The organism is Sandaracinaceae bacterium (assembly GCA_016706685.1).
Classification (GTDB): Bacteria; Myxococcota_A; Polyangia; order Polyangiales; family Houyiibacteriaceae; genus JADJJE01.
On record JADJJE010000057.1, the window covers coordinates 1 to 22,958 of the forward strand.

The 22,958-nt window shown below is 70.4% G+C and carries 20 protein-coding genes; 14 read left to right on the forward strand and 6 right to left on the reverse strand.

Annotation, left to right across the window (positions count from 1 at the left end):
* From IPI43_33445 to IPI43_33470, 6 genes are all read left to right on the forward strand, one after another.
* Positions 1–3,690 (forward strand): hypothetical protein (locus IPI43_33445; protein MBK7778967.1); only part of this gene is annotated, 3,690 nt, incomplete at its 5' end.
* The gene (gene bioA, locus IPI43_33450; protein ID MBK7778968.1) at positions 3,687–5,033 is read left to right on the forward strand and encodes an adenosylmethionine--8-amino-7-oxononanoate transaminase; all 1,347 of its coding nucleotides are present in this window, start codon (positions 3,687–3,689) and stop codon (positions 5,031–5,033) included. The genes IPI43_33445 and bioA, both read left to right, overlap by 4 nt.
* A 21-nt stretch (positions 5,034–5,054) precedes the next feature.
* Positions 5,055–5,453, forward strand: a complete 399-nt coding sequence (locus IPI43_33455) for a response regulator (GenBank protein ID MBK7778969.1) — start codon at positions 5,055–5,057, stop codon at positions 5,451–5,453.
* A gap of 18 nt (positions 5,454–5,471) precedes the next feature.
* Positions 5,472–7,067 (forward strand): apolipoprotein N-acyltransferase, encoded by a 1,596-nt coding sequence (gene lnt / locus IPI43_33460; GenBank protein ID MBK7778970.1) that lies wholly within the window; start codon positions 5,472–5,474, stop codon positions 7,065–7,067.
* A 12-nt stretch (positions 7,068–7,079) separates the two neighbouring features.
* The gene (locus IPI43_33465) at positions 7,080–9,014 is read left to right on the forward strand and encodes an ATP-dependent DNA helicase RecQ (protein MBK7778971.1); all 1,935 of its coding nucleotides are present in this window, start codon (positions 7,080–7,082) and stop codon (positions 9,012–9,014) included.
* 83 nt (positions 9,015–9,097) lie between these two features.
* Positions 9,098–9,943, forward strand: coding sequence for an RNA-binding protein (locus IPI43_33470; protein MBK7778972.1), 846 nt, complete (start codon positions 9,098–9,100; stop codon positions 9,941–9,943).
* Between the two features lie 277 nt (positions 9,944–10,220).
* On the opposite strand, the gene IPI43_33475 is transcribed toward IPI43_33470, so the two are convergent.
* Positions 10,221–10,643, reverse strand: coding sequence for a hypothetical protein (locus tag IPI43_33475; protein MBK7778973.1), 423 nt, complete (start codon positions 10,641–10,643; stop codon positions 10,221–10,223).
* A 115-nt stretch (positions 10,644–10,758) separates the two neighbouring features.
* Positions 10,759–11,406, reverse strand: coding sequence for a hypothetical protein (locus IPI43_33480; protein MBK7778974.1), 648 nt, complete (start codon positions 11,404–11,406; stop codon positions 10,759–10,761).
* Between the two features lie 124 nt (positions 11,407–11,530).
* Here IPI43_33480 and IPI43_33485 point away from each other — a divergent pair, with 124 nt between their 5' ends.
* Positions 11,531–11,878 carry a hypothetical protein gene (locus IPI43_33485; protein ID MBK7778975.1) on the forward strand — a complete coding sequence of 116 codons (348 nt, stop codon included), beginning with the start codon at positions 11,531–11,533 and terminating at the stop codon, positions 11,876–11,878.
* A 228-nt stretch (positions 11,879–12,106) separates the two neighbouring features.
* Here the strand turns inward: IPI43_33485 and IPI43_33490 are convergent, their stop codons facing one another.
* The 4 genes from IPI43_33490 to IPI43_33505 are packed head-to-tail and all read right to left on the reverse strand — an operon-like array spanning position 12,107 to position 16,630.
* Positions 12,107–13,303, reverse strand: coding sequence for a DUF4340 domain-containing protein (locus IPI43_33490; GenBank protein ID MBK7778976.1), 1,197 nt, complete (start codon positions 13,301–13,303; stop codon positions 12,107–12,109).
* Positions 13,304–13,316: 13 nt separating this feature from the next.
* Complete coding sequence (locus IPI43_33495; GenBank protein MBK7778977.1) at positions 13,317–14,966, reverse strand: GldG family protein; 1,650 nt, start codon at positions 14,964–14,966, stop codon at positions 13,317–13,319.
* 4 nt (positions 14,967–14,970) lie between these two features.
* Positions 14,971–15,681 (reverse strand): ABC transporter permease subunit, encoded by a 711-nt coding sequence (locus IPI43_33500; protein ID MBK7778978.1) that lies wholly within the window; start codon positions 15,679–15,681, stop codon positions 14,971–14,973.
* A gap of 1 nt (position 15,682) precedes the next feature.
* Entirely contained in the window at positions 15,683–16,630 is a 948-nt protein-coding gene (locus IPI43_33505; protein ID MBK7778979.1) for an ATP-binding cassette domain-containing protein, read from the reverse strand.
* Positions 16,631–16,822: 192 nt separating this feature from the next.
* On the opposite strand from IPI43_33505, the gene IPI43_33510 reads away from it, so the two are divergent.
* The 7 genes from IPI43_33510 to IPI43_33540 all read left to right on the forward strand — a co-directional run bounded on the left by IPI43_33510 (position 16,823) and on the right by IPI43_33540 (position 22,951).
* On the forward strand, positions 16,823–17,401 hold the full coding sequence (locus tag IPI43_33510) for a hypothetical protein (protein MBK7778980.1): 579 nt from the start codon (positions 16,823–16,825) through the stop codon (positions 17,399–17,401).
* Positions 17,402–17,470: 69 nt separating this feature from the next.
* Positions 17,471–18,172 carry a hypothetical protein gene (locus IPI43_33515; protein ID MBK7778981.1) on the forward strand — a complete coding sequence of 234 codons (702 nt, stop codon included), beginning with the start codon at positions 17,471–17,473 and terminating at the stop codon, positions 18,170–18,172.
* A 97-nt stretch (positions 18,173–18,269) separates the two neighbouring features.
* Positions 18,270–18,884, forward strand: coding sequence for a DUF4282 domain-containing protein (locus IPI43_33520; protein MBK7778982.1), 615 nt, complete (start codon positions 18,270–18,272; stop codon positions 18,882–18,884).
* Positions 18,885–18,912: 28 nt separating this feature from the next.
* Complete coding sequence (locus IPI43_33525; GenBank protein ID MBK7778983.1) at positions 18,913–19,260, forward strand: hypothetical protein; 348 nt, start codon at positions 18,913–18,915, stop codon at positions 19,258–19,260.
* A 25-nt stretch (positions 19,261–19,285) separates the two neighbouring features.
* Positions 19,286–21,358 carry a hypothetical protein gene (locus IPI43_33530; GenBank protein ID MBK7778984.1) on the forward strand — a complete coding sequence of 691 codons (2,073 nt, stop codon included), beginning with the start codon at positions 19,286–19,288 and terminating at the stop codon, positions 21,356–21,358.
* 14 nt (positions 21,359–21,372) lie between these two features.
* A complete protein-coding gene (locus tag IPI43_33535) occupies positions 21,373–22,038 on the forward strand; it encodes a TrkA family potassium uptake protein (protein MBK7778985.1) in 666 nt (221 codons plus the stop codon).
* A 1-nt stretch (position 22,039) separates the two neighbouring features.
* A complete protein-coding gene (locus IPI43_33540) occupies positions 22,040–22,951 on the forward strand; it encodes a hypothetical protein (protein MBK7778986.1) in 912 nt (303 codons plus the stop codon).
* Positions 22,952–22,958 lie beyond the last annotated feature (7 nt).

A 22,958-nucleotide genomic window follows, 5' to 3' on the forward strand; every position in this document is an offset into this window, starting at 1 on the left:
GACGACGCGGACCCGCTGCGCTTCCCCGGCAACCTCGAGGTGTGCGACGCCGCGGGCCACGACGAGGACTGCGACGAGACCACCGTGTCGGACCGCGACGTGGACGGCGACCTGCAGGTGTCGAGCGCGTGCTGCAACGGCGCCAACTGCGGGCCGGACTGCGACGACACGCGGCGCAGCACCAACACGGGCGTGCCCGAGGTGTGCGACGGCCTCGACAACGACTGCAACGGCGCCGTGGACGAGGGGCTGATCATGCGGCTCTACCTGGACGCCGACCACGACGGCGTGGCGGACGCCGCGCGCGAGATCCTGGCCTGCCCGGGGACGCCGGGTGCCGCGGCTGCGGTGGGCGACTGCGACGACACGCGCGCCAGCGTGCGCCCCACGGCGCCCGAGATCTGCGACCTGCTCGACAACGACTGCGACGGCGTGGTGGACGAAGACGTGACCACCGTGCCCTGGTACGTGGACATGGACAGCGACGGCTGGGGCACCGTGTCGGCCAGCCAGCCCTCGGTGGAGTCGTGCGTGCCGCCCGCGAACCGCGCCATCCGCGTGGGCGACTGCAACGACGCCGACGTGGACGTGTCGCCCACGGCGCTCGAGCAGTGCAACGGCGTGGATGACGACTGCAACGGCCGCGCGGACTACCTGGTGGGCGGCCGCGACACCGAAGACGACGACCTCGACGGCGTGCCCGACATGCTGTGCGGTGCGGCGACCTCCGACTGCAACGACAGGGACGCGCTCATCAGCGTGGCCACCAGCGCCGAGATCTGCGACGACGTGGACAACGACTGCGACACGCGCGTGGACGAAGACGCCATCCCTGTGGCCTGGTACGTGGACATGGACGGCGACCGCTTCGGCGACCCGAACAGCACGCCGTTCACGAGCTGCGACCTGCAGCCGGGGCGCACGTTGGACAACACCGACTGCAACGACACGGACGCGGGCACGCACCCGGGCGCCTCGGACTCGTGCTCGGGGCGCCTGTTCGTCGATGACGACTGCGACACGCGCGTGGACGAGGGCGGCGTGGCGCTCACCATCTACGAAGACCTCGACGGGGATGGCTACGGCACCGGGGCGCCCATTCGCTCCTGCCTGCAGTCCACCATGACGGCCACACGGGACGGCGACTGCGACGACACCCGCGCGGCGGTGAACCCCGCGGCGCTCGACGACTGCGCGGCCCTCACGCTGGTGGACGACGACTGCGACGGTGAGGTGGACGAGACGCTGGTGCCGCGCACCTTCTATGACGACCTCGATGGCGATGGCTACGGCGCGGGCGGCGCGTCGAGCGGCTGCAGCCAGCCCGCCGGCACGGCCACCGTCCCCGGCGACTGCGACGACACGAGCTACCTGCGCAACCCCGGCGTGCCCGACGACTGCGCCACGCAGATTGGCGTGGACGACGACTGCGACGCGTCCACCGACGAGGCGCGCGCGCTGCTCAACTTCTACCAGGACCGCGACGACGACGGCTTTGGCGCGGGCCCTACCGTGCAGGCGTGCACGGGCCCCGTCGGCACCGTGGGAACGGCCGGCGACTGCGACGACGACAACGCCACGCGCAACCCCGGCGCGCCGGACGACTGCTCGCGGCCGATGTCCGTGGATGACGACTGCGACGGAGCGATCGACGAAGCCGCCGCGTTCACGGCGGTCTACCGCGACGTGGACGGCGATGGGTACGGCAACGGGGCGTCCATGATCTCGTGCGGCACGCCCATTGGCTACGTCACGGCGCCGGGCGACTGCAACGAGGGCGACGTGGCCATTCATCCGGGCCGGCCAGACGACTGCACCACGCGGCTGATGGTGGACGACGACTGCGACGTGGACGTGGACGAGGCCGTGGTGCTGCGCTCGTTCTACCCGGACGGCGACAACGACTCGTACGGCACCGGCGTGGGCGTGATGGCGTGCAGCGCCCCCGTGGGACACGGGCCGTTCCCCGGTGACTGCGACAACGCCAACGTGAACCGCAACCCCGGACGCGCCGATGACTGCAGCGGGGTGGCCGTCCTCGACGACGACTGCGACATGATCGTGGACGAGGCCACGGTGCGGACCACCTACTACCGCGACTTCGACGTGGACACCTTTGGCGACCCCACGGTGACCATGCAGCTGTGCGCGCCCATGAACGGCTGGGTGTTGAACGCCACCGACTGCGACGACTCACGCATGGCGGTGCGCCCCGGCGCCACGGAGCTCTGCGCGAACGGACTGGACGACGACTGCGACACGAGCTTGGACTGCGCGGACTCCACCTGCTCGAGCGGCTGCGGAACGCTCGAGCTGCTCTCGGGCGGGTCGCAGTCCGCTGCCGTGCACGCCGTCTTCCCGCAGCCTCTGCGCGTGCGCATGCGCGACGGCGCCAACAATCCGCTCGCGGGTCGCGCGGTCACGCTGGTGACTACCAGCATCACGGCGCCTGCCATGACGGCAACGACGGATGCCATGGGAGAGGCCGTGTTCATGAACGTGCGCGCGGCGTACCGCGTGGGCACCGAGGTGGTGCGCGCGACGGCGTTGGGGGTCCCCGACCTGCCCATCACCATGACCACCGTAGCGCCAGACCCCGGCACCATCTTCAGCGCGTTCAATGGGCCGCGCAACAACGTGCTGCGGCTCACGGGGCCCACCTACACGGCCGCCGTCGACAACACCTCGGCGAGCGCCACCGGGGGTCCTGACGGCTCGCTCTACTTCGTGGCCGGCAACCGCATCCTGCGAGTCAAACCCGATGGCGTGGTCGAGACCGTGGCGGGCACCGGGACGCTCGGCTTCACGCCGGCCGTCCCCAGCGCGGACGCACGCACGGTGGCCATCTGGCCCATGGGTACGGCGGCCCTGGCGCTCGACGCCCCGCGCAACCGGCTGTACTACGCGCAGCGCTGCGCCATCTACGTGGTGGACCTGCTCAGCCACGCGATGGACCTCTACATGGGCGTCCCCGGAACGTGCAGTAACACGGGAGAGGGCGGCCTGGCCGTCAACGCCACCTCGTTCGAAGTGGGCTACATGGCCGTGAGCGACACCGGCGTGCTCTTCTTCGTCACGGTGGGCTCGAACGCGACGCCGCGGTCCATGCGCTACATCGACACCGCGGGCCGGATCGCCACGATCCTGGTGGTGGGGACCGGGACGCCTGCGCTCGCCATCGGTGGCTACCTCGGTGACGTGGGCGCCATTCCCGGCGAGAGCGACGCGGTGCTGCTGGCCACCGATTGCACGACGCCCGCGGGTACCCGCGAGTGCATCCTGCGGGTGACCACGGCCGGCGAGCTCACCCACCTCGCCGGAGCCATGGGCAACGACGCGTCGCCCGAGAACATCCCCGCGGTCAGCGCCGTGCTCGGCGACGCGGAGTCCGTGGAGATGCTCTCGACCGGCGAGATCGTCATCGCGGAGTACATCTACGACCGCGTCCGGGTGATCGGTCTCGATGGGATGATTCGCACCATCGCCGGCGACCGTCTCACTCCGGGCGACACGGGCGACGGCGGTCCGGCACCATGGCCCTGCTGCGCGACCCAGCGTGGCTGTCTGTCTACGGCGACGATCACCTCGCGTTCTGGCAGGCCAGCTCACGCGTCATCCGCGCCATCTGGTGATGCACGCGCGCGGTGTCGTTGCCGGTCCCCCGCTCGCCTGATACCCCGCACGGCATGACGATCGACTCCCGCGAAGCCCTGCTGGCCATCGACCGGCGGCACCTCTGGCGGCCGTACACGTCGAGCGAGGACCACGAAACCAAGACCCCGCTCTTCATCGAGCGCGCCGAGGGGCCGTACCTCTACGCGGCGGACGGGACGCGATACCTGGACGGGAGCGGCGCGTGGTGGTGCAACAATCTGGGCCACGGGCACCCTCGCTTGCGTGAGGCGCTGACCCGGCAGGCGCACGATCTCTTGCACTGCTCGATGGCGGGCACCGTGCACCCTTCGGCGGTGCTGCTGGCGCAGGAGCTCGTGGACATCGCGCCGCCCGGGCTCACGCGCGTGTTCTACAGCGACAACGGCAGCACCTCGGTGGAGGTGGCGCTCAAGATGGCGTTCCAATACTGGCAGCAGAACGGCCGGCCGGGGCGCACGCGCTTCCTGGCGCTGCCGGGCGGCTATCACGGCGACACCATCGGGGCCATGGCGGTGGGCAACGTGGGGGCGTTCAACGGGCTGTTCGCGCCGCTGTTTCCGGGGGGGCGCGCGGCCGCGGAGGGGCTGCCCGAGCCTGCGCACGCGGACGACGAGGCCGGCTGGGACGCGCTCTTCAGCGCGCTCGAGCACACGCTGCGGGCTGACGCCGACGAGATCGCGGCGGTCATCGTGGAGCCGTTGATCCAGGGCGCCGCGGGCATGCGCACCTACCCCGAGCGGCACCTGCGACGGCTGCGCGAGGTGACGCGCGAGGTGGACACGTTCCTGATCTGCGACGAGGTCTTCACCGGCCTCGGACGCACCGGGACCCTGTGGGCCAGCACGCGCGCGGGTATCTCACCGGACCTGCTCTGCACCGCCAAGGGGCTGTCGGGTGGAGCGCTGCCCTTCTCGGCCACGCTGGCCACCGAGCGCGTGTTCGACGGCTTCCGCGGCGACAAGACGCGCGCGCTGATGCACGGCCACACGTTCTATGGCAACCCGCTGGGCGCGGCGGTGGCGCGCGAGGTGCTGGCCATCTACCGCGAGGAGGCCATCCTCGAGAACAGCCAACCGCTGGCGGCACAGCTGGCGGCGGGCTTCGCAGCGCTGGCCGCCATCCCCGGCGTGCGGCGAACCCGGGCGCTGGGCATGGTGGCCGCTGCCGACTTGGGCGAAGGCGGCTACCTGGGCCGTCTGGGCTGGGCGGTGCACGACGCCGCGCGCGCCCGCGGCGCTCAGCTGCGCCCCCTGGGCGACACCATCTACGCGATTCCGCCACTGAATATCGACCCTGCCGCGCTCGAAGGGCTAGTGCGCATCGTCCACGAGAGCGTCGTGGAAGCGCTGGGCAGCGAGCGTGGCGGCATCCGTCCCTGAATCTGCTAGCTTGCGCCCGAGATGGCTCAGCCACCGCCCCCCCCACCCGACAAGCCGCGCGTCCTCTGCGTGGAAGACGAACCCGCTGTCCTCACACTCGTGGTGAAGCTGCTGGAGCCCATTGCGCGCGTGCAGACGGCTACCGACGGTCAGCAAGCCCTCGAGATCCTGCAGGCCAGCAAGAAGCCGCCGGACCTGGTCATCACCGACATGATGATGCCGCGCCTCGACGGCATGGGCCTCGCCAAGGCCATGCGTGCGGACGAGCGCCTGGCCAAGGTGCCCATCATCATGCTCACCGCCAAGAGCGGCGCCATGGACGTCGTGGGCGGCATCAACGCCGGGGCCAAGCACTACGTCACCAAGCCGTTCAAGCACGAAGAGCTGCTGAGCAAGGTGCGCAAGCTGCTCCGCCTGTAGCCTCTGCGAGCGCACCGCATGGCCGAGCCCACACCACCGCCTACCGACGGCGCGTCCCCGAGCCCCACCCGTGCCTGGCTGCCCTTCGCGCTGGCGGCGCTCTCGGGCACGCTGCACTTCCTGTCCTTCTGCGGCTTCGGCCTCTGGCCGCTGGCGTTCGTGTGCTTCCTGCCGCTGTATTTCGCGCTCGAGCACCCGAGCGTGGTCACCAAGCGGCGCGCGGCGGCGGTGGGCTTCACGCACGGCTTCGTGGCCTACCTGGGCGGCTACCACTGGATGGCCAAGATGCTGGAGGTCTTCAGCGGCTTCAACATCGGCATCGCGTCGTTCCTGGCGTCGTTCTTCTGGGCCTACCTGGCGCTGTTGCAGCTGGTGTTGGCGCTCTGCCTGCGGCGCGCGCGCCACCACGGCTACCCGGTGGCGCTCGCGGCGGTGGCCTTCATCTTGTGTCTCGAGCAGTGGTTCCCCACGCTCTTCCCGAGCCACTTCGGATATGCGTTCTTCGACCAGACCTGGCTGCTGCAGCTGGCGGACCTCGGCGGCCCGGGCGTGGTGGGTGCGCTTCCGCTCTTGATCCAAGCGGCGCTCTACCCGCTGGTGCGCAGCCGCCTCGCGGGGCAGTCGCTCACCGTGCACGCAGCGCGGCCGCTGCTCGCTTCCTTGGCGCTCCTGCTGCTGGGCCTCGGCTACGGCGCCTGGCGCGCGCAAGAGGTGGACGCGCGCGCGGCGCGGGCCGAGACGCTGCACGTGGGCATCGTGCAGGCGGCCATGGGCGTGTTCGAGAAGCACCTCTACCCGCAGCGGGGGCATCGCCTGCACCTCGAGGGGTCGCGGTCGCTCGAGGCCTCCCAGCGCGCCGCCGGGCACCCGCTCGACCTCTTGGTGTGGCCCGAGTCCGCCTACCTGTGGACGCTGCCGCCCAACGCCAACCTCGAGCGCGTGCTGCGCGATCTCACCACGCCGCTGCTCTTCGGCGGCCTGCGGCGGGACATGGACCAAGACGGCCAGATGGGCTTCTTCAACACGGCCTACCTGATCGACGCGCAGGCGCAGCTGCTGGGCACGTACGACAAGACGTACCTGCTGGCCTTCGGGGAGTACCTGCCGCTCGGCGAGACGTTCCCGCAGCTGTACGAGCTGTCGCCGCGCACGGGGCGCCTGTCACCGGGCACGCACACGCGCCCGCTGGTGCTCCCGGGCTCCTCGGGGGACACGCGCATCACCACGCTCATCTGCTACGAGGACGTGCTGCCGGGCTTCACGCGGCAGGCGGTGGCCGCAGGGCAGCCGCACCTGCTGGTGAACATCACCAACGACGCGTGGTTCGGGAAGAGCCAGGAGCCGCACATCCACTTGGCCATGGCGCGCTTCCGGGCGGCCGAACACCACCGCGCGCTGGTGCGCTCCACCAACAGCGGCGTCAGCGCCTTCATCGACCCGGCCGGCCGCGTGGTGACGCACGGCGGGCTGTTCACGGGCGAGCAGCTGCACGCTCGCGTTCCCCGCATGGACCAGGCCACGCTCTACGAGACGGTGGGCGACTGGCCCGCGTGGCTCGCCACGGTGGCCTCGCTCGGGATGTTGCTGCGCCGCCGCCGCGTGTGGGCCGCGTGAGGCGGAGGTAGCGTGAGCGTGTCGGCCAGCGAACAGCGGCTCCAGCAGCGCTTCGGCCTCAGCAGCTTCCACCCCTGGCAGCGCGAGGCCATCGACGCGCTGCTGACCGGGCCCAAGCGCGTGCTGGTGGTGGCGCCCACCGGGGGCGGCAAGTCGCTCTGCTACCAGTACCCGGCCACGGAGCTCACGGGCACCACGCTGGTGGTGTCGCCGCTAATTGCGCTCATGGAGGACCAGGTTCGGGCCCTCACGGCGCGCGGCGTGCGGGCCACCTTCCTGGCGTCCACGCTGGACTTCGAGGAGCTCAAGGCGCGCGAAGCCGCCGTGGCCCGTGGAGAATTCGACCTGGTCTACGTGGCCCCCGAGCGGCTGAGCAACCGCTACACCTTCGAGATGGTGCGCGCGCTGCGGCCGCCGCTCATCGCCATCGACGAGGCGCACTGTATTTCGCAGTGGGGGCACGACTTCCGGCCCGAGTACCTGCGCCTGGGGGAGGTGCTGCGCGCGCTCGACCCGCCACACGTGCTGGCCTGCACGGCCACGGCCACGCCCGTGGTGCGCGACGAGATCCTGGCGCGCCTCGGGCTGACCACACGGGACACCGCGGTGGTGCTGCGTGGCTTCGCGCGCCCCAACCTGCACCTCTCGTGCGAAGAGATCGACGGCCAGAAGGCGCGCCGCGACGCAGCCGTGGCCATCTTGCTGGAGGTGCTGGGCAGCGCCAGCGAGCCGAAGGGCGGCGCCATCGTATACGCGGCCACGCGCAAGAACGCCGAGGCCGTGGGCGAGTCGCTGCTGGCAGCGGGCTTTCGCGCGGGCGTCTATCACGCGGGCATGAGCCCCGAAGACCGGGCCAGCGTGAACGCGCGCTTCGCGAGTGGGGAGCTGCACGTGGTGGCCGCCACCAACGCGTTCGGCATGGGCATCGACCGCGCCGACATCCGCGTGGTGGTGCACCTCCAGGCGCCCGGCTCCATCGAGGCCTACTACCAAGAGGTGGGCCGCGCGGGGCGCGACGGCGCGCCGGCCGAGGGCGTGCTGCTGGCCAGCGCCAGCGACATGGGCCTGCGCAAGCGGCTGATCGACATGCGCGGCTCGGGCGGCGAGCTGGCGGCGCGGCAGTGGGACTTGTTTCTGGACCTGATGCGCTACGTGGAGGCCGGCAGCTGCCGCCACGACTTCATCTTGCGCTACTTCGGCGACGACCAAGAGACGCTGGGCGGCTGCGGCCACTGCGACGTGTGCAGCGCGCTCGAGGGGCGCGAGAGCACGAGCGGCGACGGCGCGCGCAGCGACCCGGCCGCGCAGCTGGTGGTGCGTCAGGCTCTCAGCGGAATCGCGCGCGCGCGCGGCCAGGTGGGCCTGCGCAGCGTGGCCGAGATGCTGGCGGGCAAGAGCAACGCCAAGAGCAAGCGCTGGGGCTTCGAGCAGCTGTCCACGTTCGGGCTCTTGCGCAACGAAGGCGTGGAGTGGGCGGTGGCGCTCTTGCGGCGCCTGGTGACGGCGGCGCTGGCGGACCTGACGAGCGACGAGTACCCGCTGCTGATCCTGACCGCGCGCGGCGTGAGCGTGATGAAAGGCGAGCTGCCGGCCGACGTATTGCTGCCTCCGGCGCACGCGGGGCGCCGCTCGGGGGGCAAGCGCGCCGGGCCTCGGGACACCGCGTCCGCCAGCAGCAAGAGCCAGAACGCGGTGGACATCGAGGCGCTCGACGACGGCTCCCGGCGCCTCTTCATGGCGCTGCGCGAGGAGCGTTTGGCGCTTGCCCGCGAGCGTGCCGTGCCCCCGTACGTGGTGTGCCACGACCGCACGCTGCTGGGCCTCGCGGTGCACCGGCCCACCACGGAGGGCGGCCTCTCGGGGGTGCACGGGATGGGCCCGGCGCGCATCGAAGCCTATGGCGCGCGCTTGATCGCGGTGATTGAGCGCAACGCCGGCTTGTCGTAGGGTCCGATCCACACGTAGAATCAGCTAGGTTGATCGCGCGAAATCGTTCGCAAGCAAGTAAGCATCGGTAGGAGACACTGTTCGTGGGCAAGAGAATCTTCGTCGGGAACCTGGCGTACTCGACGACAGACGATTCACTCAGGGCGCACTTCGAGGCCAAAGGGCACGAGGTCAGAAAAGCCACTGTCGTACTAGACCGCGAGACCGGAAGGTCGCGCGGCTTCGCCTTCGTCGACCTCGGCGACGGCGAAGACCTGGCGGCGATCATCGCGGCGAACCACGAGCGAGATCTCGATGGGCGGCGCGTGACGGTCACCGAGGCGGTGGAGCGCCCACGCGGCGCGGGCCCGGGTGGCCCACCGCGTGGCCCACGGCCAGGAGGTGACGGTGGTCGCCCGCCGTACGGTGGCGATCGGCCGCGAGGCCCCGGCGGACCGGGCGGCTACCAAGGCGGCGGTGGTGGCGGTGGCTACCAAGGCGGCGGTGGTGGCGGTGGCTACCAAGGCGGCGGCGGTGGCGGTGGCTACCAAGGCGGCGGTGGCGGCGGTGGCTACCAAGGCGGCGGCGGTGGCGGCGGCTACCAAGGCGGCGGCGGTGGCGGCGGCTACCAAGGTGGCGGCGGCTACAGCTCCGGCGGCGGCGGTGGTGGCGGCTACCAGGGCGGCGGTGGTGGCGGTGGTGGTTTCCCCCGACGCCCGCCCGACGCAGGCGCGCCCCCGCGCCCCTTCCAGGGCCCTCCGGCGGAGCCCGGGGCGGCCGGTGAAGACCCCGATCAGCCCAGCCGCAAGCGCCGCGAGAAGCCCGCGCTGAAGAAGCGCGAAGAGGTGCGTCCTCCTCCTCGTCGCACCGAGCGCGAAGAAGAGCGCCGCCCCAACAACAAGTGGCGCGGCGGCATGGGCTGGGAAGCCGGCGACGACGACGACGAGTGATGCGCGCGGTGGGACCCCTTGTGCCCCGGCTGGCCGCGGCGCTTGTGGCCCTTCTTGGTGGCCTTCGGCGAGGCGCCGCCCGGGCCATCGCTCGACGGCGGCAGGTTCGAGTTGGTGGAGTTGCGGCTCTGGTGCTCCACCAGCTTCTTCGCGGCTCTGGGTCGCAGCCTTCAGTGTGCCACCCGCGAGGACCGTCAGCGCTTCATCCCATCTAGGGGCGCAGCGTCAGAACGCCGTCCACGAACGCGGGTCAGCTCCAGTCAGCACAGGTCGCCCCTCACGGACCCGCGTCGGGGGTCGACATCGCAAGGGCGGGCAGGCAGAACGACGCGAACTCCGTGCCGATGAATACTTCTGTGACGGCCGTCCCGCGCGTCGGGCAGCGAGGGAGATCCGGGCGTCTGACGTTCTGGCGGGCAATGCAGTAGCCGTCACTGAACTCCACCGAGCGGTCGAACACGCCAGCTTCGTCGGTTGCTAGACAAAATCCATCCACCACGATGGTACGTGCCCCCTCGAGCTCGGAGACGGTTCCATCGGGACAGTTTCTTCCTGGCCTACACGCGCGCGAGCACTGGCGGTACTCCTCCACCTCGGTGCGGCTTGGGAACGTGTAGAAGCGGTGCGTCCGGCACTCCGAGGCTTCGCGGGGGCAGTCCTCGTCGGTGACACACGACACGTAGATCTCGTCGTACGGCACCGAGAGTCCAGAGCTGCACCCCGTTGCGGAGAGCAAGCTGGCCCACAACATCCATGTCGTCGTTCGCATCATCCAAACTCCGTCGTAGCCCGCTCAGGCTGGCGTTGTCGTGCCCTCAGCGCGGCACGAGCCGCACCGACTGATAGGTGACTGTCGTCGTCGTATCGTTGTCGCCGATCTGCCCACGCGAAACAGTGCCGCACGTCACTTGGATCGTGGTGCCGGTGTAGCTCGGGAGGCTGAGTTCGCAGTCGGGTGTCGGCGCCAACGAGCCCGTGCAGGTCACGTTCGCGTCGCCACACCGTGCGGCAGTACTGCCAGTGGTCACCTGCATGCGCCCACAGTGCTCCACAACCCAGCGGGTGGGGTCTTCCACCACCACTTGGTCATAGGCTCCCGACCGAGTGCTAACGAACTGGTTCACCTCCCCCGGGTTCGTGGTCTGTACCAGTTGGTAGCTGAGGTCGCAGTCCAGCACCATTGGTTCGAGAGGCACGGGCTGAGCATTGGCGTCTGTCTGCATGTCGCGCAGGATGGTGGCCGCGTCATCCAGCATCGTGGCGGCGTCTTCCATTTGGGGAGACGCGTCTCCGCAGGCGATCGTGGCGGCGACGCCAAAGCCGACGACGGCCGTAGCGAGGCGCGAACGTGAAACGCGGAATGACGGAAACGTGCGCATGATGCAGAACCTCCTGATGAAGGTGAGTAGAGTGGCTGAGCAGGTCGCCGACATCAATGGGCTGCTGGTCGCGGAGGTGTCCATGACATGCGGATGGAAGTGGGAAGTGCTCTTGAGTGTCCCCGTCATTGCGCTCCCGCGGGGCCGGGCCGACCCGGCGGCTCTGCTTTGACCCACGAGTGGCGCGGTAGCGCCACGTTCGAGTTCGATGGCGGTGCACACCTATGCCGAGGTGCACTATTCGGGAAGCGGCGACCTACCCGGGGCCACGATGTGCCTCCTCTGGGACTCAGCCCTGGGGCAGGGGCGGGTGGTCTACTGGACTAGCGCGTTCAACGTCCCCGGGTTCGTGGGGTGCCCCAGCGGTGAACTGCCCGACCTGGTTCGTTCGTGTGCCTATCCCGACGGCCTCGGGCCGCTCCAGTACAGCGCGGAGTTCTACGACTTTGCCAGCTCGGACTCCACGCTGCCCGGCCCGTTCCGGGGCTGCCGCAGAGAACTGTGGCGACGGCAAGAGCGAGGAACCTGGCCCGATCCGCGTGGTACCACGCCCTGACATCCCTGCGGTCCGCGCCCGATGCCGCTCTCCTGTATCCCCTCCGCAGATGACGGAGTTCGCGGCGCGCGAAGGGGTCTCTGCGCAGCGACTCCACCGCTGGCGCCAACGGTTGGGAGTGGGAGCCATGTTGCGCGCGGGTGACCGCGCCACCATGAGAAAAGCCCCGGCCATCTGGCTGGGGCTTTCTCGTTTGGACCGGAGCCGTGCTCCGTGGGAGCGCGTGGCCTACTGGCCCATGCCCTGCTGGCGCATCTGCTCCTGGATCTGGCGCATGAGCTCCTCGGGGATCTGCTGACCGCCCGGCGCGCCCATGCCCTCGTGGCCCGGGATGCCCAGGCCCGCGGGGTCCTCGGCGCCCTCTTCCGGCGCGGCGCCCGGCTCGGGCTCCTGGAAGAGCGAGGCCTCGCCGCGCAGGCGGTCCGAGGTGTAGCGCGAGATGGTGTAGATGGTGGGCAGCCCGCGCACGCGCACGTAGATCTGACCGTCGCCGGGGGCCGCGCCGCCGAGCTCGATGACGATCGTCTCGACGATGGTGGGCGCTGCGGCAGGAGCAGCCGCCGGAGCAGCGGTGCCACCGTCGGCCACCTCGGCCACACCCGCGTCCGGCGCCGCGTCGCTGGGCTCCACGGGCTCGGGCCCGATGGACAGCGTGACCACGGCCTCGGGGGCGGTGAGCCCCGCGTCGGCTTCGGTCACCTCGGCGGCGGCGAAGTCGGTGGCGCGCATGCGCGCGAGCGTGGCGGCCACGGCCTGCACGCGCTGGGCGCCGAAGCGCTCGATGGGCTCACCCGCGGTGAGCGCCCACTCTTCGGTGCGCGCGAAGGCCAGCGTGCGCTCGCCCACCTGGTAGCTCAGGCCCACCACGCGCTCGGGCGTGACGTCCACGATGCGCTTGTTGCGGAAGGCGCTGAGCTCGCGGTCGAACGCGAAGCGCATGGAGCCCTCGGCGGCGACCACCACGTCTTGGCCAGCCACGCGGACCATGGTGTTGCCGCCGCGCGTGGCGCCGAAGATCAGGTCGGCCACCTCGGCGTCGCCGGCGCGCACGGTCACGCGCAGGCCCTGCTCGTCGTCCACTTCGAGGCGCGCGTGGTTGGTCGCGTTGCGGGCCACGACCTCACCGGCCTCGAGCTCGTCGAGCTTCTCGATGGCGGCGCGCACCACGTTCTCGTCGGCCTCGGCCTCGATGGGCGTGGTGATGCGCCACGTCTCGCCCTCACGCGTGAGCGTAATGGGAGCGGAGTCGGGGCGCGCGATGGTGAGCGAGGTGATGGCGCTGCCGTCGAGGTCCGGCAGCGTGGCCGTTTCGGGGGCTTCGCTCGAGCCAGCGTCCGTGGTGGCGCGGCGGTTGGCCATGAAGGCCACGAGGGCAACCAGGGTGACGAGGACGCCGCCCGCGATGAGGAGCTTCTTGTTCTGCATCGTCCGGTCTCTCTCAGAGCTTGATGTTGTTCTTCTTGGCGATGCGCTGGCGCCAGCGGATCACCCCGAAGAGCGCGAGCAAGAGGGGCAGCCCGAGCGTGAGCGCCCACTGCGTGATCTGCTGCGAGCGCTTGTACGCGTCCTCCGCCGCCTGGCGCTCTTCGAGAGCCTCGGCGAACTCGTCACGGTCACGCGCTTCGCTCGCCGCTTCGGCGCGCTGCTCGGCGTCGCGCAAGGCGGCGGGCTGGTCGAGACCAGGCTCCGCGACGCTCTTGGTGCGGATCGCGATGAGGTCGTCCTCGGCCGCGAGCCAGTCCACCGAGTTGAGCGCAAAGGCCAGCGTGTCGGTCATCTGGCCCTGCCCCGCCTGGAGGAAGAGCGCGCCGGCACCGATGACCATCACACGCACGTCCGTCGCGGCCTGCGCGGGGCCTTCGCCGCCCGGGAAGGCGCTGGGCAACGTGCCCTCGATGGCCACGGCCATGGCGCGCGTGCCCACGCGGCCCGTGCGCTGCCACTCGGTCGGGTCACGCGGCTGGAGCATGATGCTCGCGTCGTTGACCACCCACGCGCCCTCGGAGGACGAGATGAGCGGCAGCACGCGCACGCCGGCGGGGGCGTCTTCCAGCACGCTCACCGACGCGCTGAAGGGCATGGTCACGGTGGCCAGCCCGAAGACGGCCGGGTGCTCCTGCTGCTCGGCGTCCAGCACCGCGCGCGGGAAGAAGGGGTACGGCACGGCCATGCCGCCCATGGGCAGCATCTCGCACTGCGGGTCCGCGACGAGGTTCTGCTCGAGGCGCACGCCCCAGCGCTCGAGGAGCGCGTTCAGGCCGGTGTCCACGGGCGCCGCGCTGGGGGGCGGCTGCTCGAGGTTCAGGTTGATGGAGCCGCCGATGATGCCGAGCGCCCCGCCGTTCATGACGTAGGTGTTCAGGTTCTGCAGCTCGGCCTCGGGGATGGCTTCGGACGGCGAGACCAGCAGCACGGCCGAGATCTCGTCGTTGTCGATGGGCTGCGCCGCGCTCACCTCGCGCAGCTCGTAGTTGGTGAGCATCTGGCTGAGCGGCGCCAGGTCTTCCGCCAGGGTGGCGGCGCCGTGACCGGCCAGGATGCCGACCACGCGCTTCTCGCCCACCAGGTCCTTGATGCGCATGGTCAGCTCGTACTCGAGGCCGTCGCTGCCGGCGATGACCGGGATGGTGCGCGAGTCGCCCATGTACTTGATGACCAGGCCGCGGAAGCCCATGCGCGTGCTGCGCGCGCCGGCCTCGATGAGCTGGTGCTGGACGGCCTCGATGCCGTCCTCTTCCGCCTGGGACTTCAGCTCTTCGTCGTCGCCCGGGTCCACGAACCGCACGCTGAGGCGGCCGTCGCTGGCCTGCGCGTACTCTTCGAGCAGGTCACGCACCTCGCGCTCCGTGGAGGCGAACTGCGGCGGCAGGTCACTGCTGAAGTACGCCGTGATCTGCATGTCCTCGTCGAGGTCCTCCATGAGGCGCTCGCTGCTGGGCGCCAGGCTGAAGAGCCTGTTGCGCGTGGCGTCGAAGCGACCGTAGGAGGTGAACAGGCCGAGCAGGTTGAGGGCGAGCAGGATGCCGGCCCCGATGAGGAGGAAGACGAGCGACTCGCTGGCCGCCCGTTTGCGCTTGTTGGTGGTCATGGAATCAGCTCCAGCGCCGGCTCTCGAGGGAGCGGAAGGTGACGCCGAGGCACAGGGCGGTCACAGAGAGGAAGAAGACGACGTTGCGCAGGTCGATGACTCCGCGCGTCATGGGCCCGAAGTGGTAGCCGAAGCTGAACCACTCGAGGGAGCCCGCGAGCTCGCTGGGCAGGAGCACCAGCATCTTGTCGACCAGGAAGAAGAACATGGTGAGCGTGAGCGCCACGAAGAACGCCACGACCTGGTTCTCGGTGAAGCTGCTGGCCATGAGGCCGATGGCCAGCATGGCGCCGCCCTGCAGCAACATGCCGAGGTAGCCGGTGACCACCGGGCCCGCCTCGAGGGGGCCGAACTGCGCCACCGCGATGGGGTACGGGATGGTCAGCAGCGCGAGCACGCCGTAGAGGCCCATGACGCCCAGGAACTTGCCGAGGACCACTTCGTGGTCGCGCACGGGCAGCGTGATGAGCAGCTCGATGGTGCCCTGGCGCTTCTCGTCCGCCAGGAGGCCCATGGCCAGTGCGGGCGCAGCGAAGGCGCTCAGGATGCCGACCCAGTCGAACATCTGGCGCACGCTGGCCTGGTCATAGAGGAAGAACGTGCTCCAGAAGAACCAGCCGAGGGCGCCGAGCACCAGCGAGAGCACGATGTAGGCCGTCGGGCCGTTCCAATAGCTGCGGAACTGACGCCCCGCGATGGTCAGGATGTTCTGCATGTCACGCCTCTCCCACGCGGGTCAGGTCGCGGAAGATGTCTTCCAGGTTCTCGCCCTGATGCTCTAGCCCGAGCAGCACCAGGTCGGCGGCCACGGCGGCCTTGAAGATGTCGGCACGGAGGTCCTTGTCGCCCTCGGGCAGGATCTCGAACACCAGCTCGCCGGCCTCTTCGCCGGTGCGCGCGCGCACGGTGGCCGCGCCCTTGATCTTCTCGAAGGCCTTCTGCGCCGCCGCCGAGCCGTCCGAGCTGCCCTGAATGGTGGCCACGTACTTGGCCTTGCCGGCGCGCTCCATGAGCTCTTCGGGCTTGTCGTCCGCCACGATGCGGCCGCCCGAGATGATGAGCACGCGGTCACACGTGACCTGCACCTCCGCGAGGTTGTGCGTGCTCAGGATGACCGTGCGCTTCTCGCCGATCTCCTTGATGAGGTCGCGGATCTCGGAGGCCTGGTTGGGGTCGAGGCCGCTCATGGGCTCGTCGAGCACCAGCAGCGGGGGGTCGTGCACCAGCGCCTGCGCCAGGCCCACGCGCTGCTTGAAGCCCTTCGAGAGCGCGCGGATCTCCTTGCCCAGCACGTCGCCGAGCGAGGTCTGCTCCACCGCGGTCTTGATGCGCTTGCGGCCCTCCACGCCCTTGAAGCCGCGCATGGCGGCCATGAACTCGAGGTACTCGAGCACCATCATCTCGTAGTAGAGCGGCGTGCTCTCCGGCAGGTAGCCGATGGCGCGGCGCGCCCCGACCGGGTCGTCGAAGACGTCGCAGCCGTTCACCGTGGCCGTCCCGCTGGTGGGCGAGATGTAGCAGGTGAGGATCTTCATGGTGGTGCTCTTGCCGGCGCCGTTGGGGCCGAGCAGGCCGACGACTTCGCCGCGGTGCACCTTGAAGCTTGCCTTCTGGAGGGCGGTCATCGGCCCGTAGAGCTTGTGCAGCTCTTGGGCCTCGATCATCAGGTCACTCATATGAAGCGTATCTTCCGTCGAGAAAACGATAGGTTCGGGCGCGCGGATGGTAGTCCGAGGACCCCGTGAGTCAAGAACCCCGGCCAAATCAGGGCCGGAGGGCGTTCCGCGAGGCCAGTCCGCCCCGCCGAGGCCGCTAACACGCGTGGGCCGGGGACATTCCCATGGCAGACTGCAGCCATGGACTTGCGACCGTTTGCGTGCGTGCTCGCGGGGCTGTGGGCGGGGTGCGGTTCCTCCACGACGGACGCCAGCGACACCACCCGAGCCGACCCACAAGCCACGGAAGCGGAGCCGACACCCACCCCCGAGTCCGAAACGGCCCCGGAGGCCGAGCCCACGCCCGAGCCGACGCCGCCCACCCCCGACTCCCACGCGGCCCTCCGGCCCGAGTCGACGCCCACGGGCACCCCCGAACCGGCGCCGCCGGCGGACCCGAGCGCGTCACGGGAGTGCGTGGTGGTCCACCTCGGCCTCGACCTGCGGGCGCTGCCGATCAACACCTCCCCGAGCGGGGTGGACATGTTCGTGCTGCACCAGGCCGACGAGCTGCGACGCGCCACTCCGGGGGCGCCCCCGCGCTTCGGCCACTTCCCAGGGACCGGCGTCCTCTATGCGTTCTTCGACGGTGGCCGTGGCCCGGCCGAGGTCGCGCGCTGCGAGCGGGCGCTCGCGGCCTACCTGCCCACCGCCCCGCGGCTGCCGATCCAGATGGAGCCGGCGGTGCAGGTCACCGAGCCCTGTCGGCCCTGCGAGTAGCTCGAGGTCCAGACGGAATCTGCACCCGACACGGGCATAGGTCGCTGCGCGGCATGGCATCCTCGCGCCATGGAGCACCCGAAGCCCGCGCTCGAGCGCGCCCAGGAAGCCGGCAAGAACGCCGCCAAGAAGGGCTTCGCCGTCTTCAAGGCGGAGCTGCGCTTCGTGCTGGCCGCGTTCTTCCGGCCGTTCTGGAAGACGCTCGGTGTCGTGGCCGTGCTGGTCTTCCTCTTCATCACGTATGCAGCGATCAGCGGCCTCGCGGACGATCCGGCGACCGACACGAGCGTCTACGTGGTGCTCCCCTTCTTCGCGCTCTTCTACGCGCTGGTGGTGGGCGCCCCCGTGGCTGCCATCGTGGCCGCCTTCCGTGCGGCCTGGACGCTCTCGGGGCCGTGGGTGCTCGTGCCCATCTTCAGCATCCCGCTGGCGTTGCTGTGCTCCTTCTGGCTCATGAGCGGCCCGCTCGCGAGCGCCGCCACCGGCGTGCTGGACGCGTGCGTGGCCGCCGGCCGAGGTCACCACTGGCTGGTAGCGGACATGGGCAGGATCGCTCACGTGGGGCCCGTCGCGCTGGTGGTCCTCTTGCCGCTGCTGGTCATCGACCTCGGCGCCATCGCCTTCTCGTCGGCCGTGCTCGGCGCGCTCGCGTGGCTGCTCATCATGTTCTCGCTCGCGTTCCTGCTGGGGCTCGTGCCCGCGGGCCTCGTGTCCTTCATCGCGGTGAGCGTGGGCTACGTGCGTCGCTTCCGGCGGCGCCACGCTCCCTGAACGCGGATTCGCTGGACACCTCGGAGCGTCCTCACGTAGCGTCGTCGGTGGTCTCGGGGGGTCGCGTCGTGCGGCCGGAGACCTCAAGGGACTCCACATGAACCAGCCTCCGTCGCAGGGCGGCTTCCCGCCTCCCGGTCAATTCCCGCCTCAGCCCACGCAGCCGCAGGGTGGCTTCGCACAGCAGCCCGCGCAGCCGCAAGGCGGGTTCGCCACGCCGCAGGGAGGCTACGCACAGCAGCCTGCGCCGCAGCCGCAGTTCCCGCCGCCCTCGCAGGGTGGTGGTGGTGGTGGCGGCGGTGGTGGTGGTGGGCCGCTCGCCAATGTCGACATGGACGCCAAGAAGGCGGAGGCCAAGGGCTTCCTCAAGTCGCTCATCGACTTCTCCTTCGAGAGCTTCGTCTCGCCCCGCGTGCTCAAGGTCCTCTATGGCTTCTGGCTCTTCATGCTGGTCCCCTCCATCTTCGGGCTCTTCTTCGTGTGGTACGAGGCGCTCACCCACGAGAGCTACAACTACGACTACGCGAGCAACACGCCGGGCAGCTACAGCAGTGACCCCCAGTTCTCCATCTTCTGCGGGTCGTTCGTGGCCTACCCGCTGTGGGTCTTCATGTGGGTCCTCATGGGCCGCGTCATCTTCGAGCGCAGCATCCTCGCGTTCCGCCAGTACGAGCTGAACAAGCAGATCCTCGAAGAGCTGAAGAAGCGCTGAGCCTCGCTCGGGGCGCCACGTTCCATCCATGCGCAAGAAGGTTGCGTTCGTCGTCATCGGGTCGCTGCTGCTCGCGGTGTTGGCGACCGCCGTCTCGTTCGCAGCCGCCCCCGCCATGCTGGGGGTCGGCCGCGTGATGTGTGGCGCCGACGCCGAGTTCGCGGCTCACGTGGGGCAGACCGAGTACCTCCCCGACGGCCAGCCGGTGGGGTCGCTCTCCATGCGCTGCCACGAGAACGCCGGTGGGGTACACGAGCCACGTGTCGTGCTCGGGGTGCTGGTGCACTTCGGCGCTTGGCTGCTGCTCTTCGCGTTGGGGCTCACCTGGGCACTTCGGGCGCTGCTCCGTCCGGGCAAGGGGATTGCGCCCCCATGAGCGAGCTGGCACATCCACTCCCACCGTGACGGCATACACCTGTGGTCGAACGTTGGGCATGCGGGCGCTCTGGCTGGCGCTCGCTCCGGCCGCGTTGACGGTGGTGCCCAGCGCGGCCGCGCAGGCATTGGTAGAGCGCTTCCTGCCCAGCTGGGTCTTCGCGGGTGCGGGCATCTCGCTGGTGCTCCTGGTGAGCGCCACCTTTCACCGCGAGGGCAGCCGCATCTGGCGCTTGCTCGCCACCCTGGCCTTTGGCGCGTTCCTGCTAGCCACGCTGCTGGCGCGCCCGGACGAGCCCGGCCGTGGCATGGTGCTCATGCTCTCGGGCGTCGCGTTCTATGCCTACGTGTGGCCGCCCGAGCAGCTGCGGCGCGCGGACCATCGTCGTCTGCAGCATCCGCCGGAGCTCGAGGCCCAGCTCACCGGCATGATCGCGTCGCTGTTCGGGCTGGACGCGTGGCTGCAGCTCGCCTCCGGCACCCTGGTGAGCGTGGGCGCCCTCACGGCGCTGTTCCTGGTGCCCGTGGTGTTCGCGGTGCGGCGCCGTGTGCCCGCCCGGCCCGCGCAGTGGGCGCTGCTGGGATTGGCTGCCCTCGCGGCCCTCGCGCCGCTCATCGTGGTGGCATGGGTGCAGGCGTCCGGGCAGCCCTTCCCATCCCTCTCGGGCTACGTGGCGCTCGGCGTCCTGTCGCCGCTGCTGGTCCTGGGGCTCGCCTCGCGCCACGTGCTGCTGCGCCGCTTCGCCGCGTCCACCGTGGCGCGCGATCCAGACCTCATCGACGTGGTGGTCACCAACCCGGCGCGCGTGTTGGTGGTGTCCTTCGCCGCCATCTGCGCCTTCGGGACACTGCTGCTGGAGCTGCCCATCTCCTCCGTGCGGGGCGTCTCGCTGTCGTGGATGGACGCCGCCTTCACGTCCGTCAGCGCCACCTGCGTGACCGGGCTGGTGGTGGTGGACACGCCCACCGTGTTCTCCCCCTTCGGGCAGGTGGTGGTGCTGGCGCTCATCCAGGTGGGCGGCCTCGGCATCATGGTGTTCTCCGCGGCGGCGGTGGTGTTCCTCGGCCGCCGCATGTCGCTGTCTCACGAGCGCGCCGCCGTGGACCTGGTGGGCGCCAGCGGGCGCGCCGGCCTGCGTGATGCGCTGCGCACCATCCTGCTGGTCACCCTCGGCACCGAAGCGGTGGCTGCGCTGCTGCTCACGGGGAGCTTCCTCTTCCACGGAGACAGCTTCGGCGAGGCACTCTGGCGCGGCGTCTTCACGGCCATCTCGGCGTTCTGCAACGCGGGCTTCGCGCTCCAGACCGACAGCCTGATCCCCTATGCGAACAGCCCGTTCGCGCTGGGCGTGGTGGGCACCACCATCGTGGCCGGCGGTCTCGGGCCCAGCGTGCTCGCCGCCCTGGTGGCGTGGCGGGTGCCAGCGCGCCGCACCCTTCACGCCAGGCTGGTGCTCGTGACCACCCTGCTGCTCATCGTGGCGCCCTGGGTGCTGGTGGCGGCGCTCGAGTGGGACAACACGCTGGCTGGCATGAGCGTGGTCGACAAGCTGTCGAACGCGCTCTTCCAGTCGGTGACGCTGCGCACGGCCGGGTTCAACTCCATCGACCTCACGCAGATCCACCCGGCCACGCTCACGCTCATGGTGCTGGTCATGTTCGTCGGCGGCAGCCCCGGGTCCACCGCGGGCGGTGCCAAGACCACCACGCTCGCGGTCGTGGTGCTGGCCATCTTCGCCGTGGTGCGTGGGCGTGAGCGCATCGAGGTCTTCGGGCGCACGCTGCCCACCGTGACGCTCATGCGGGCCACCGCCGTGACCACGCTGGGGGTCTTCGCGAGCTGTGTGGGTCTCGCCGCCGTCCAGATCACGCAGGACATCCCGCTCGACGCAGCGGTCTTCGAGGTGGTCAGCGCGCTCGCCACGGTGGGGCTCAGCGTGGGCGCCACGGCGCTCTTGGACGACCTCGGCAAGGCCATCATCATGGCGTGCATGTTCGCGGGCCGCGTGGGTCCGCTCACGCTCTTCGTCTTTCTCGCGGCGGCCTCGGCCGACCACACCGGTCGCGTCTATCCCGAGGAGAGTGTGCCCGTCGGCTGACGGGTGGAGTTCCTATGCCCAAACAAACGATGGTGATCGGTCTCGGACAGTTCGGCATGGCGCTCGCGCGAGCGCTCGCCGAGAACGGCGGCGAGGTGCTGGCGGTGGACGTGAACGCGGCGCACATCCACGACATCGCGCCGCACGTGGCCGACGCGGTGCTCATGGACGCCATGGACGAGGAGGCGCTGGCGGCTCTCGACCCCGCCCGCCGCGACACGTGCGTGTGCGCCATCGGCGATGACAACCGTGAGGGCAGCATCATCGTCACGGCGCTGCTGAAGCAGCTGGGAGCCCGACACATCGTGGCCCGCGCCACGGACGACCTGCACGCGCGCATCCTCTCCCTGGTGGGCGCGCACGAGGTCATCAACCCCGAGCGCAGCTACGGCGAGCGCCTGGCGGTCCGGCTGGCGTGGCGCAACGTGGTCAACGTCATGCCCCTGGGCGGCGAGCTGGTGCTCACCGAGGTGATCGCGCCCGAGTCGTTCTGGGGCCGCACGCTGGCGGAGCTGGCGCTGCCCAAGCGCTTCGGGGTGACCGTCTCGGCGGTGCGGCGCGTAACGGACAGTGTCGTGTCGGCCACCATCCCCGACCCCAGCATCCCGCTGGCGGAGGGAGACGTCCTCATGCTGGTGAGCACCGAGGCGGCCGCGCGCCAGCTCACGGAGCGCAGCTGACGTGCGCATCCGCCACGAAGCCAGCGTCGGCATCGGGTCCATCCTCTTGCTCCAGGTGCTGCTCTCGGCGCTGGCCATCGTGCTCCTCACGCGCATGGGCCCGGCCATCGAGCGCATCCTCGAGGACAACGTCTTCAGCAGCCAGGCGGTGCAAGAGATGCTGGCCGTGCTCGCGGACCCCGAGGCACACACCGACCCCGTGCGCGTCGCGCGCTTCGATGACGCCTTCCAGCGGGCGCGCGAGAACGTCACCGAGGAGGGCGAGCGCCCGTTCATCGCCGAGATCCGCCGGCACCGCGCCGCTGCCCTGCGGGGTGAGCTGCCCGCGCGCCACGCGGTGATCGTGGCGCTAGAGGGCCTCGCCGAGGTCAACCGCCAGTCCATGGTGCGCAGCGACCTGCGCGCGCGCCGGCTCGGGCAGGCTGGCGCGTGGGCGGCCGCCGTGCTCGGCGCCATCTCGTTCGCGCTCGGGATCATGGTCTACCAGCGGCTGCGGCTGCGGCTCGAGCTCCCCGTGGAGCTGCTGCGCCTCACGTTGCACCGTCTGCGCACGGGCGACATGCGGGCGCGCTGTGTCATCGCCGAGGCCCCTGTCGAGCTGCGCGACGTGGCGCGCGACCTCAACGTGGTGCTCGACCGCTGGCTGATGGAGTCGGCCAGCACCACCACGGCCGAGGGACGGCGCGAGGCCACGGATGTCCGCCGCCTGCTGGTGCTGTTGCTGGACCGCGAGAGCACGCCAGTGGTGGTCCTGGGCGCAGACGGACGCGCAGTGGCCATGAACCAGGCCATGCAGGCGCTCCCGCTGCCGCGCGTGGAGGCGGACGGCGCGGTGGAGCCTGGCTGGGCCGAAGAGCCCATCCCGGGGACCGCCCTGCGCCTGCTGCGTCAGAGCCTGCCGAGCGAGGCGTAGACGGCCG